The organism is Luteimonas sp. gir (assembly GCF_037198055.1).
GTDB classification, from domain to species: Bacteria; Pseudomonadota; Gammaproteobacteria; order Xanthomonadales; family Xanthomonadaceae; genus Luteimonas; species Luteimonas citri_A.
This window is the reverse complement of record NZ_JBBAXQ010000012.1, coordinates 30994-42295: the sequence shown is the minus strand read 5'-3', so window position 1 is coordinate 42295 and position 11302 is coordinate 30994. Positions and strand designations below refer to the sequence as shown.

The window sequence follows — 11302 nt, the reverse complement described above, 5'->3', positions numbered from 1 at the left end:
GTCAGAGGAACGCGTCGTTGTCGTCGCCCGGAATCCGGGTCAACACGTCGACGCCGTCGGCGGTGACCGCGACCGTGTGCTCCCACTGCGCCGAGAGCTTGCGGTCCTTAGTGACCACCGTCCACCCGTCGGGCAGCACCTTGGTGAAGCGCGTGCCCTCGTTGATCATCGGCTCGATCGTGAAGGTCATGCCTTCCTTGAGCACGACGCCGGTGCCCGGCGTGCCGTAGTGCAGCACCTGCGGCTCGTCGTGGTAGACCTTGCCGATGCCGTGACCGCAATACTCGCGCACCACGCTGAAGCGTTCGCTTTCGGCGTACTTCTGGATTGCGTGGCCGACGTCGCCGAGCGTGGCACCGGGTCGCACCGCGCGGATGCCGCGCCACATCGCTTCGCGGGTCACCTCGACCAGCCGCTTGGCCATCACCGACGGTGTGCCGACGAAGTACATGCGGCTGGTGTCGCCGTGCCAGCCATCCTTGATGACGGTCACGTCGATATTGATGATGTCGCCGTCCTTGAGCACCTTGGCATCGCTCGGGATGCCGTGGCAGATGACATTGTTGGCCGAGATGCAGGTGGTCTTGGGATAGCCCTTGTAGCCGACATTGGCCGGGACCGCGCCTTGAACGTTGACGATGTGCTCGTAGCAGATGCGGTCGAGCTCGTCGGTGGTCACCCCGGGTTTGACGTGCGGGGCGACGATCTGCAGGACTTCGGCGGCCAGGCGGCCGGCCACGCGCATCTTCTCGATCTCGTCGGGCGTCTTGGTCTGAATGCTCATCCGACCATTATCGCAGATCGCTCCGGCCTGCCGCGCGCGGGGCCGCGGCATCGGGCATGACACGCCCATTGCCACAGGTCACCCACCGACTCACGGCCACTTCACCGACGGGCGTTTCAGTATGGCCGCGCACAGGATGCACTGCCTTATCGATGAATACGCAGTGACGCTGCCGGGCCGCAACGGCCTCGGGCAGCGCGGACAGGAGACCGCCATTGGACGCCGACATTGCCGCCGCGACCTTGCCGCCGCCCCGGCGTCCAGCTGCTGACGACCGCACACTGGTCGCTCCCTGCCCGCATGTCCTTCCGATCCCACAAGACGGAGATGTCCCATGCGCTTGATGCCATTGACCGCCGCCGCCCTGCTCGGGCTGGTCGCTACGACCGCCCACGCCGATATCACCGGCCAGATCGACGCCACCATGACACTCCAGGCCGGCTGCATCATCAACGGCGTCGACACCACCGACGGGACCAGCGCCGGCACCCTGGGCACGCTCGATTTCGGCACCGAGACCACGGTGTTCGACCAGGCCGATGCCGAGGTGCAGAACGCGGGCAGCGCGATCACGATCCGGTGTTCGGAACGCGTGGCGCCCACCATCGCATTCGATGGCGGCCTCAACCCAGGCACAGCACCCAATGGCGGCGCCACCCGGGCGCTGGCGCTGCAAGGCGGCGCGGAGCCGCGCTTCATCGGCTACGAGCTTTACTCCGATGCCGGCAGGTCGACCGTGATCGCCAATGGCGACCCGCTGACGCTGCCTGCCGACGGCAGCGCGCAGACGGTCAACGTCTACGGGCGTGCATTCGGGGGGACGGCGCTGCTGCCGGGCACCTATACCGATGTCATCGGCGTGGTGATCACGCTCTGATCGACCGTGATGTGCGCCCACCCGCACCGGCCCGGCGCACGCCTTGCCGGCGGCCTGCTTGCGAGCCTGCTGGCCGCATCGCCTTGCGCGTTGCAGGCTGACACCCAGGCCACCTTCCCGGTCTCGGCCACGGTGATTCCCGGCTGCGCGATCGACGGCCTGGGCAGCAGCGGCGCCGCGGGCGTGATGGCGACGCTCGATTTCGGTACCGACAGTGCACTGTCGAGCGCCGTGCGCACGGCCAATGCCGGCGCCACGCAGGTCGTCACGCTGCGCTGCACGGCCGGGGTGGTGATGCGCATGCGCATCGACGGTGGTGCGCATGCGGCCGGGGGAGTGCGGCAACTGCGTCATGCCTCGGTCGATCGCCGCATCCCGTACCGGTTGTATCGCGATGCCGCATTCACCCAGGAAATCGCGATCGATCAGGCGCAGGCGATCACCGTACCCGGCACCGGGCTGCTCGGCGTCGCATTGCCGGTCCACGGCCGGCTGGCGCTTCCTGGAGACGCCCTGCCCGGGACCTACACCGATACCGTCACCGTGACGCTGGACTGGTGAGGCCCCTGCGCCTGGCCATCGACAAGGACCTGTCATGCCGATCCATCCCTGCCGCCAAGGCCCAACGTTCCCCATTGTCCGCTGGCTGATCGCCGCAATGCTGGCGCTGGCGGCGACCGCGAGCCCTGCGGCCAATTCGCTGCTGATCTGGCCGGTCAATCCGACCATCCGGCCCGGCGAGCAGGCCACCGCGCTGTGGATCGAGAACCAAGGGCGGACCACCGCGCACCTGCAACTGCGCGTGTTCGCCTGGCAACAGCTCGATGGCGAGGACGACTACCGTGTCCAGCACGACATCGTCGGATCGCCGCCGATGACGCGTATCGCGCCGGGCCAGCGGCAGTTGGTCCGGCTGACCCGGACTGCGCCAACGCCGGTGCCCCGCGAGCTCGCCTACCGGGTCGTGGTCGACGAGATTCCCGTCCAGGCGGCGGACACGGCCCAGGCGGACGCACCGGCCGGGGTGCGCTTCCAGTTCCGCTACTCGATCCCGCTGTTCGTCCTCGGCGAGACCGCCGCGCACGACCGGCCGCACCTGGCATGGACACTCGAGCAACGCGAGGGCCAAACCTTCCTGCTGGTGCACAACCACGGCCACCGCCATGCGCGCCTGACCGGCCTGGGGTTCCGCCGGCAGCGCGGCGCGCACGTCCCCTTGCAGAATGCGCAGTTGGGTTACGTGCTGGCCGGCAGCGTCGCACGCTGGCCGCTGACCGATGCGACGCAGGCCGAAGGCACACTCGAGGCGCATGTGGACGATCACCGGCGCCTGCGCACAATTCCGCGCATGCCAGGGCCGGATCGCTGATGCCGGGCTCGGCATCGGTGCGGTTGGCGCCGGCGCTGTTGTGCGCAGGCCTGGCGCCGGCGTTGACGACCCAGGCCGGTCCGCCGGGCCGGCTGCCGCCACCCCCGCAGGCGACCGATGCCATCGGCGAGGGCGTGGTGCACCTGGAACTGGTGGTCAACAGGCTGGCATCGGGGCGCGTGGTGCCGGTCGAGTTGCGCGACGGCCATTACCTGGTCGACGCGGCCGCGCTGCGCGCCTTGCACGTGCGCGTCGACACGCCGGATCGCGACGGCCGGGTCGCAGTCGACCGCCTGCCGGGCGTGACGGCCGCCTACGACATCGCGCACCTGCGCCTGCGCCTCGATGTGCCCGTCGACTGGCTGCCGTTGCAACACGTCGACAGCGACAGCGGGCTCACCCGGCATCCGTCGCAGTCCAGCCGCGGGCTGCTGCTCAACTACGATCTCTACGCCACGCGGGCAGCGGATGCGTCCACCGCCGCCGCGCTGTGGACCGATCTGCGGTTGTTCGGCGACGCCGGCACGCTGTCGTCGTCAGGGGCCTGGCGCCACGGCGGCAGTGGCCGGGCGTTCGTGCGCTACGACACCCGCTGGCAGCGGATCGACGAGGGCCATGCGCGACTCTGGGAAGCGGGCGACCTGATCACGCGCGGGCCGGCCTGGACCTCGCCGGTAAGAATCGGCGGCCTGCAGTTCTCGCGCGATTTCTCGCTCCGGCCCGACATCGTCACCTATCCACTGCCGCAGTTCGCGGGCCAGGCCGGCGTGCCATCCGCCGTGGACCTGTACGTCAACGGCGCGCTCGCCGCGCGCCAGCGCGTCGATCCCGGCCCCTTCGCACTGACCGACGTGCCGTTCATCAACGGCGCCGGCGAGGCGGTGGTCGTGGTGACCGATGCGCTGGGCCGGCAGGTCGCCACGGCCGTGCCGTTCTATGTCAGCAGCCGCCTGCTCGCGCCGGGACTGAGCGACTTCGCGCTCTCGGTCGGCGCCTTGCGTCGCGATTACGGCCTCCAGGACTTCGCCTACGGCCCGGTCGTCGCCTCGGCGGCCTACAGCCGTGGGCTCACCGAGGCGCTGACCGTCGAGGCGTTCGGCGAGGCGGCCGATGGCCTGACCCGGATCGGCGCCGGCGGCGCGGCCCGGCTGGGCATGCTGGGCATCGTCAACGCCGCCTACAGCCACAGCACATCGCAGGACCGGTCGGGCGCGCAATTCGATGTCGGCTACCAGTACGCGCGCCGCGGATTCACGCTGTCGGCGCAGCATCAGCGCAGCGACGACGCCTTTGTCGACCTCGCACGCTACGACCCACGGGCCACATTGCCGTTCCGGCCACGCACGACGGTGGTCGCCGGCAGCCTGGCGCTCGGGCGCTCGGGCGCTGGGACAGCGTGGGCCTGGGCCATGTCGCGCTGGAGAATGCGGACGCCTCGCGCACCCGGCTGGTCAACCTGTCGTGGAGCGTATCGCCGTGGCCGGACATCGGGCTCTACCTATCGGGCAACCGCGACATCGACGCTGGGACCTGGTCGGCGGTCGCGCAGGTCGTCGTCTCGCTGCGGAACGGCAACGTCACCGCGACCCACGATCACGCCAGCGGTCGCGGCGATGCACAACGGCTGCGCTACACCCGCCCAGTCCCCAGCGATGGCGGCCTGGGGCTGGGTCTGGGCTACAGCCGCTTCGCCGGCGGCGACGATCAGCTCCAGCTCGACACGCTATGGCGCGGCCGCCATGTCCAACTCGGCGGTGGCCTGCGTGGCAGCGGCGGCGCGCACACGCTGTGGGCCAATGCCGCCGGTGCTGTCGTGCACATGGATGGCGGCACTTTCCTGTCGAACCGGATCTCCGATGCTTTCGTGGTGGTCGACACCAACGGCTTTGCGGACATCCCGGTCCGCTACGAGAACGTGACCGTGGGCACAACCGACCGCAACGGCCGGCTGCTGGTGCCCTGGTCAGGCGCGCACTACGCGGCGAAGTTCGAGATCGATCCGCTGCAACTGCCCGCACATGTGCACACGCCGGTCGTCGAGCAGCGCGTCGCGGTCCGCCGCGGCAGTGGCTTTGTGATGCGCTTCCCGGTCGAGCGCGCCCGCGCCGCCCTGGTGATCCTGCACGATGCCCGGGGCGTCGAACTCGCGCCGGGCACGCCGGTGACCAGCGATCAGGGTGAACAAGCCCATGTCGGCTGGGACGGGCTGGTCTACCTGTCGCGACTGGCGTCCGACAACACCCTCACCGCACACACCGCCGGCGAACCGCCCTGCACTGCGCGCTTTGCGCTCGACGCCGCGGTGGAGGGGCTGGCACGGATCGGCCCCCTGGCCTGTCGATGATGCGCCCGCGCGTACCTGCCGCCTCGCCCTCGTACAGCCGGCTGCTGGGCGGGCTGATGTTCGTGCTGGCGCTGTGCGTGGCGGGCGGCCTGCACGCACAGGACACCGGTTCGTGCACGGTGGCGAGCGCACAGGCCGACCTCGGCACGACCGGCACGCTGGCGTTGGCCCAGAGCCCGCGCCAGGCGGCCGGCAGCGGCGGCCTGGCGTGCAGTGCGCTGGCCTTGCTCAGCGCCTCGTACATCAAGGTGCGGTTGGAAGGCTCGACCTTCCAGTTGGCCCACGGCGGCGGACCGTCGATCCCGTTCACGGTGCTGGCCCGGAGCACCGGGCCGCAGATCGGTCAGGGTCAGGAATTCGACTTCTCGGCACTGAACCTGCTCAACCTCTTCAGCGGACCGGGCGGCAGCCTGCCGCTGTACATCCGCACCGCGCCTACCCCGGGCCTGCGCGCGTGCACCTATACCGGCACGGTCAATCTGCGCTGGTACTTCTCCATCTGCACGCTCGGCCTTGGGCCGGTCTGCGCCTACTCGCAGAGTCCGGGCTTCGTCCGCCCGGGCCTGCTGACGCCGATCGACTGGGGCACCGGCATCCCGGTGACGGTGAATGTCGTGTTGCGGCTGGAGAACGACTGCGCGATCGGCCCCGCCCCTGGACTTTGGCAGCGCACCGCTGGCCGGCGCCTTCGGGCCCGTGGTGCAACAGATCACCGTCCGCTGCAGCGCAGGCGCCGCATACACGGTCGGAATCGACGACGGGCAGCATTTCTCCGCAGGTTGGCGGCGCATGCGCGACGACCTCGCGCCCACCCAGCTCCTGCGCTACGCGCTCTACAAGGGCGCGGCCTCAAGCGAGCGCTGGGGCAGCGTCGGTGCCGAGCGGCGCTCGAGCGCCGGCGCCGAGCTCAATCCCGGCGTCCACACCGGCGCGACCGCGCAGGGCTTCACGTACCGGGCGCTGATCGACCCGACCCAGGCCACGCCGCCGCCCGGGGTGTACCGCGACACGCTCCGGGTCGACATCCGCTTCTAGGTTCCGGCCCCAGGCCGATTGCGCCCAGTCGGCAGCGCGGGGTAGAATCCCGCGCTTGCCGTGCCCGCTCGTCGGGCCCGACACGCAACGCCGGGCGTCACCGGCGAATACACACCTGTCGCATCGACCCGTGCCGGGGTGCCTCGCAAGAGGTTCGGCCACGGAGGCGACGGGGAGGCCCAACCCCGGAATCGAGATGCGAATCCGATCGCCAAGTGCCTGCGCATCTGCGTGCGGACTTGCCACGACACCGGCTTCGCTCGATTCCACCATCACGAGACTATCGAAATGCCTCAGATCACCATGCGCCAGATGCTGGAAGCCGGCGTGCACTTCGGCCACCAGACGCGCTACTGGAACCCCAAGATGTCGCCGTACATCTTCGGCGCCCGCGGCAAGATCCACATCATCAACCTCGAGAAGACGGTTCCGCTGTTCAACGACGCGATGAACTTCATCTCGGGCATCGCCCAGAAGCGCGGCATGATCCTGTTCGTCGGTACCAAGCGCAGCGCGCGCGAGGCGATCAAGGAAGAGGCCGAGCGTTGCGGCATGCCGTACATGACCCAGCGTTGGCTGGGCGGCACGCTGACCAACTTCCGCACCGTCAAGCAGTCGGTGTCGCGCCTGAAGGAACTCGAGTCGGCCGAGACCGACGGCACGTTCGACAAGCTGGTCAAGCACGAAGTGCTGGGCCTGCGTCGCGAGCGCGACAAGCTCGAGGCCTCGCTGGGCGGCATCAAGGAAATGAACCGCCTGCCCGACGCGCTGTTCGTCATCGACATCGGCCACGAGAACATCGCGATCCAGGAAGCCAAGAAGCTCGGCATCCCGGTCATCGCCGTTGTCGACACCAACTACGATCCGGCGCTGGTGGACTACGCAATCCCGGGCAACGACGACGCGATCCGCGCCGTGCAGCTGTATGCCAACGCCGCGGCCGACGCCGTGCTCGAAGGCAAGGCGGCCGCGCCGAGCGCGGCGACCGTGCGCGAGGAAGAGTTTGCAGAAGGCGGCGACAAGCCGGCCCGCGCCCCGCGCGGCAAGAAGACCGAGGAAGCCGCGGCCGAGTAATCGCCGCGACATGCGGTTGCGCCATGCTGCGCAGCCGCAGCGCCTCCGGCGCGATCGCCGTTCGCCTGCGAGCGGCGACCGCCAACGACCGGCCGTGCTCCGCGCGGCCGACGCATCCACCGAACACTGAGGTCATCCATGGAAATCACCGCATCCCTGGTCAAGGAACTGCGCGAGCGCACCGGCGCCGGCATGATGGAGTGCAAGAAGGCGCTGGGCGAGACCGCCGGCGACATCGACGCCGCCGCCGAAGCCCTGCGCAAGTCGGGCCTGGCCAAGGCCGACAAGAAGGCCGACCGCGTCGCCGCCGAAGGCCGCATCGTCGCCACCCAGGACGATCGCGCCGCGGTGCTGGTCGAGATCAACTCCGAGACCGACTTCGTCGCCAAGGATGACAACTTCCTGCGCTTCACCGAAGCCGTCGCCCAGGCTGCCCTCACCTCGGGCGCTGCCGATATCGACGCGCTCAAGGCCGCGAAGCTCGCCTCGGGCGAGACCGTCGAGGAAGCGCGCGCTGCGGTCATCGCCAAGGTCGGCGAGAACGTGCAGGTGCGTCGCATCGTGCGGATGGAGAGCAGCCACAACCTGGCGGCCTACGTCCACGGAGGCCGCATCGGCGTGCTGGTCGAGCTGCAGGGCGGCGATGCCGATCTGGCGCGCGGCCTGGCGATGCACGTCGCGGCGATGAACCCGCCGCACAACAAGGCCGCGGATGTCCCGGCCGAGTTCATCGAGAAGGAAAAGGAAATCGAGCTGGCGAAGATGTCCGACAAGGACAAGAACAAGCCGGCCGACATCCTCGAGAAGATCATCAGCGGCAAGCTCAACAAGATCGTCAACGAGGTCACGCTCTACGGTCAGCCCTACGTGCTCGACACCGACAAGACGGTCGAGGCCACGCTCAAGGCTGCCGGCGCGGACGTGCTCGGCTTCAAGCGCCTGGCCGTCGGCGAAGGCATCGAGAAGGTCGTCGAGGACTACGCTGCCGAAGTGATGAAGCAGGCCGGCCTGGCCTGATCCATCCGCCGCGGTGTCCTTGGACACCGCCAGGCGACCGAAAAGCACGCCCCTTGCGGGCGTGCTTTTTTTTGCCTCATCTCCCTCGTTCGCGAAAATGAGCGTGCTCCTTCGAAACGGCAGCGGCCTGCCAGCCGGGCGCCGCGCTCCCCTGCGGTCCGGACCGCTTTGCGATCCGGCCACGCGACGCACGCACGTCACTCCTGGAACACCACGCCCTCCATCGACACCGGCAGGTGGTCCTGGGCCGCGCCCTGCAGGAACGCCTCGTAGTCCGGGCTCCCCCGGAACGCCGCGAACCGGTACGGGAACTGCGCCAGATCCGCGTCCGAAAAGTCCGGCCTGCGCGCCAGGAACAGGCCCACGAGGGCCGAGAGCACCGGCAGGTCCGGGCAATCCTCTTCCATCCACAGGCATTGCCCGGACTCGTTGACCTCCAGAAAGACGAAGCCGCCATCCGGCCGGACGATGAAGTCGAACGAGCCGTGGACCAGGCCCAGCATCGCCATGACCCGCAGGCAGCCCTCGCGCACATGATCGGGCAGCTGGAACGGCGTCACCGTCGGATGTTTGGCAGCGTGGCGCCAGTCCACCGCCAGATCGGGATCGCCGCGCGTATCCAGCCGCGCGGCGATCACCGCCTGCCCGAAGATCGCCACCCGCACCTCGAACGCCTTGTCGACGAAGTGCTGGTAGATCAGCGGGGACGCCTGCAGGACACGCGGATCGGCCAGATCCTGCTCGGTCACCAGCGAGGACAGATACTCGTACGAACGGCCATCGCGCGTGTTCCACAGATGTGGGAAGAACGGCTTGGCGATGACGCGGCCGCCGTGCGCGCGCACGAACGCGCCGATACGCGCCGGATCGTTGCTCGCCAGCGTCTGGGGCACCGTCATGCCGCAGGCCTGCGCCAAACGCAGCTGATGCAACTTGTTGTGCCGGCTGGTCATGAAGCTCGTCAGCGGGTTGACCCACCAGGCCTGCGGCGCGAGCACATGCAGCATTCCCCAGAAGAAGCGCTCGCTTTCGCGGCGGCAGGCCTCCGCATCGCGGGCATCCAGGCCGTCCGGCACGCCGGGCGAGCGTCCGATCCGGCGGATCCACACGAAGTCGCAGTCGGCATCGGGCAGGCTGCCCGGCACCGCATGCGCGGTCTCGCCCAGCTCGAAGCTGTGGGTCGCGCGCGCCGGAAAGTCGCTCAGGCACATCCAGCGCGTCGCGATCCCGCGATCGGCAAGTGCCCATGCCACCGCGCCTGCATGGACATCTCCGGGATGGGTGACCACGCGTAGATGTCCAGGCATGAAGGGCGTTCCGTCGATGGCGATGCGAGTGTTCTACCTCAGACCGCGACCACCATGCGAGCGGCCGGTCGGCGCCCGACACCGCGAGCCTGCCCTTTACGGATGATTTGACACAGGGGACGGTCATGGACTAAGACACCAAGGACGCCGCCATGTCGACGGCGCCGCGAATCGAAAAGGAGACGTCGCCATGTCGAAGCCAGGACCCGCCGCTCAATCGCCCGCCGCCGACGCGCCCGGCAGCTTCCGCCTGCTCAGCCGCCAGCTCGCGCGTGACCTCACCGACACCGAGATCGACGCCGTCGCCGGCGGCACGACCTCGCGGACCCAGCTCTCGGCCCAGGTCTCGGCGCAGATCATCGTCGTCGACGATGCCGATGCCTGAGTCACCGGCCGGGCACCCTGCCCGGCCGACCTCCGCTTGATGGACCGCGCAACGCGCCGAGCGCTGAGCGCGCTGCTGCTGCTCGCTGCCGGTTCGACCGCGTGGGCCAGCACGCCGACGCCCGAGCTGCTCGATCGTGTTCCCAGCGAACAGGCGGTCGATCTGACCCGGCTGGATTGGATCCGGCCGCGCTTCTCGCCCGATCCGGCCGAGCGCGCGCACTGGCAGGCGCTGCTGGGATGGGCCGAGGCCGCACGGCGTGCACGCACCGCGGCGCTACGTGACAGCTTGCGCACGCGCGGCGTCGACGCCGCGGCGCTTCCCGAGGCCTGCTACGGGGACCGGCGGTGCGGCTTGATCCTGGATGCGGAAGCGACGGCGGCCGCATTCGACGACTGGCCGGCCTTCGAAGCCTCCGCCCGGGACGCGTGGCCGTACGTGCTGGGCCTGCGCCGCGCGGTGGAGATCGTGTCCCAAGTCCAGGCCCCGGCGCCTGACGCCGATGACGCCGGCACGCTGGCTGCGGACCTGCAACGGCGCGCCATCAACGACCAGATCCTGCGCTATGCCCTCGACGGCGTGCCGGGCCGCGAGATGACGCCCGGCGATCCGCTGTACGCGACCTACGCGTTCGCGCTCGGCGACGATGTGCGCCGGCTGGACGCGGACAACGCCGCGTTCGCGGCGCAGTTGATGCGCCGTCACGACGGCTGGCCCGCGCCCACCGCACTACCCGAACAGGCGCAGGCCCAGCTGTGGCTGCTGGTCCAGCACGCCGACCAGCGGCCTGATCTCCAGCACGCGGCGCTGCTCGCCATGCAACAGCGCCATGCCGGCGGCCCGATGCCCACCCGCTACGGCTTTCTCTACGACCGGGTCATGCTCAAGCTCGACGGCCGCCAGCGCTACGGCACCCAGGTCACCTGTATCGAGGGCCGGCGCGCGCCGCAGCCGCTGGAAGATGCGGGACAGGTCGACGCGTTGCGCGCCGAGCTGAAGATGCCCCCGCTGCGTGAGTATCTCGCCCGTTTTCCGGATTGCGCCACGGCGCCGTGACGCGGCGCGAAACGGGCCCGCTCACGCAGCCAGGCGCAAGCGAACCCGTGGCCT

At 69.5% G+C, this 11302-nt stretch carries 11 protein-coding genes and 1 pseudogene; 10 read left to right on the top strand and 2 right to left on the bottom strand.

Annotated features, from left to right (window positions below; genetic code table 11):
* Position 1: 1 nt before the first annotated feature.
* Positions 2-784 carry a type I methionyl aminopeptidase gene (map, locus tag WAF18_RS14270; RefSeq protein ID WP_337245690.1) on the bottom strand — a complete coding sequence of 261 codons (783 nt, stop codon included), beginning with the start codon at positions 782-784 and terminating at the stop codon, positions 2-4.
* A 334-nt stretch (positions 785-1118) separates the two neighbouring features.
* Between map and WAF18_RS14265 the strand changes: the two genes are divergently transcribed.
* The 8 genes and pseudogenes from WAF18_RS14265 to tsf all read left to right on the top strand — a co-directional run bounded on the left by WAF18_RS14265 (position 1119) and on the right by tsf (position 8500).
* Complete coding sequence (locus tag WAF18_RS14265; protein WP_337245689.1) at positions 1119-1661, top strand: spore coat U domain-containing protein; 543 nt, start codon at positions 1119-1121, stop codon at positions 1659-1661.
* Positions 1662-1670: 9 nt separating this feature from the next.
* Entirely contained in the window at positions 1671-2222 is a 552-nt protein-coding gene (locus tag WAF18_RS14260) for a spore coat U domain-containing protein (protein ID WP_337245688.1), read from the top strand.
* A 34-nt stretch (positions 2223-2256) separates the two neighbouring features.
* Positions 2257-3030, top strand: a complete 774-nt coding sequence (locus WAF18_RS14255) for a fimbria/pilus periplasmic chaperone (RefSeq protein WP_337245687.1) — start codon at positions 2257-2259, stop codon at positions 3028-3030.
* Positions 3030-4241 (top strand): annotated as a pseudogene (locus WAF18_RS14250) (fimbria/pilus outer membrane usher protein); the annotation flags it as partial. The gene WAF18_RS14255 and the pseudogene WAF18_RS14250, both read left to right, overlap by 1 nt.
* 185 nt (positions 4242-4426) lie before the next feature.
* Positions 4427-5374: a fimbria/pilus outer membrane usher protein gene (locus WAF18_RS14245; RefSeq protein ID WP_337245686.1), complete on the top strand. Its 948-nt coding sequence runs from the start codon at positions 4427-4429 to the stop codon at positions 5372-5374.
* A 609-nt stretch (positions 5375-5983) separates the two neighbouring features.
* On the top strand, positions 5984-6409 hold the full coding sequence (locus WAF18_RS14240) for a spore coat U domain-containing protein (RefSeq protein ID WP_337245685.1): 426 nt from the start codon (positions 5984-5986) through the stop codon (positions 6407-6409).
* A 288-nt stretch (positions 6410-6697) separates the two neighbouring features.
* Positions 6698-7483 carry a 30S ribosomal protein S2 gene (gene rpsB, locus WAF18_RS14235; protein ID WP_183425730.1) on the top strand — a complete coding sequence of 262 codons (786 nt, stop codon included), beginning with the start codon at positions 6698-6700 and terminating at the stop codon, positions 7481-7483.
* 138 nt (positions 7484-7621) lie between these two features.
* The gene (gene tsf, locus WAF18_RS14230; protein WP_337245684.1) at positions 7622-8500 is read left to right on the top strand and encodes a translation elongation factor Ts; all 879 of its coding nucleotides are present in this window, start codon (positions 7622-7624) and stop codon (positions 8498-8500) included.
* Between the two features lie 197 nt (positions 8501-8697).
* Here the strand turns inward: tsf and WAF18_RS14225 are convergent, their stop codons facing one another.
* Positions 8698-9807 carry a hypothetical protein gene (locus tag WAF18_RS14225; RefSeq protein ID WP_337245683.1) on the bottom strand — a complete coding sequence of 370 codons (1110 nt, stop codon included), beginning with the start codon at positions 9805-9807 and terminating at the stop codon, positions 8698-8700.
* 190 nt (positions 9808-9997) lie between these two features.
* On the opposite strand from WAF18_RS14225, the gene WAF18_RS14220 reads away from it, so the two are divergent.
* Positions 9998-10192 (top strand): hypothetical protein, encoded by a 195-nt coding sequence (locus WAF18_RS14220; protein WP_183425733.1) that lies wholly within the window; start codon positions 9998-10000, stop codon positions 10190-10192.
* A 39-nt stretch (positions 10193-10231) separates the two neighbouring features.
* Positions 10232-11248 carry a DUF6624 domain-containing protein gene (locus tag WAF18_RS14215; protein ID WP_337245682.1) on the top strand — a complete coding sequence of 339 codons (1017 nt, stop codon included), beginning with the start codon at positions 10232-10234 and terminating at the stop codon, positions 11246-11248.
* Positions 11249-11302 lie beyond the last annotated feature (54 nt).

What these genes read in the sequence shown, in the direction of transcription:
- tsf (WP_337245684.1), top strand. Translation starts at nt 7,622, where the DNA reads ATGGAAATCACCGCATCCCTGGTCAAGGAACTGCGCGAGCGCACCGGC.
- WAF18_RS14240 (WP_337245685.1), top strand. Translation starts at nt 5,984, where the DNA reads ATGTCGTGTTGCGGCTGGAGAACGACTGCGCGATCGGCCCCGCCCCTG.
- WAF18_RS14260 (WP_337245688.1), top strand. Translation starts at nt 1,671, where the DNA reads ATGTGCGCCCACCCGCACCGGCCCGGCGCACGCCTTGCCGGCGGCCTG.
- map (WP_337245690.1), bottom strand. Translation starts at nt 784, where the DNA reads ATGAGCATTCAGACCAAGACGCCCGACGAGATCGAGAAGATGCGCGTG.
- WAF18_RS14255 (WP_337245687.1), top strand. Translation starts at nt 2,257, where the DNA reads ATGCCGATCCATCCCTGCCGCCAAGGCCCAACGTTCCCCATTGTCCGC.
- rpsB (WP_183425730.1), top strand. Translation starts at nt 6,698, where the DNA reads ATGCCTCAGATCACCATGCGCCAGATGCTGGAAGCCGGCGTGCACTTC.
- WAF18_RS14225 (WP_337245683.1), bottom strand. Translation starts at nt 9,807, where the DNA reads ATGCCTGGACATCTACGCGTGGTCACCCATCCCGGAGATGTCCATGCA.
- WAF18_RS14220 (WP_183425733.1), top strand. Translation starts at nt 9,998, where the DNA reads ATGTCGAAGCCAGGACCCGCCGCTCAATCGCCCGCCGCCGACGCGCCC.
- WAF18_RS14215 (WP_337245682.1), top strand. Translation starts at nt 10,232, where the DNA reads ATGGACCGCGCAACGCGCCGAGCGCTGAGCGCGCTGCTGCTGCTCGCT.
- WAF18_RS14265 (WP_337245689.1), top strand. Translation starts at nt 1,119, where the DNA reads ATGCGCTTGATGCCATTGACCGCCGCCGCCCTGCTCGGGCTGGTCGCT.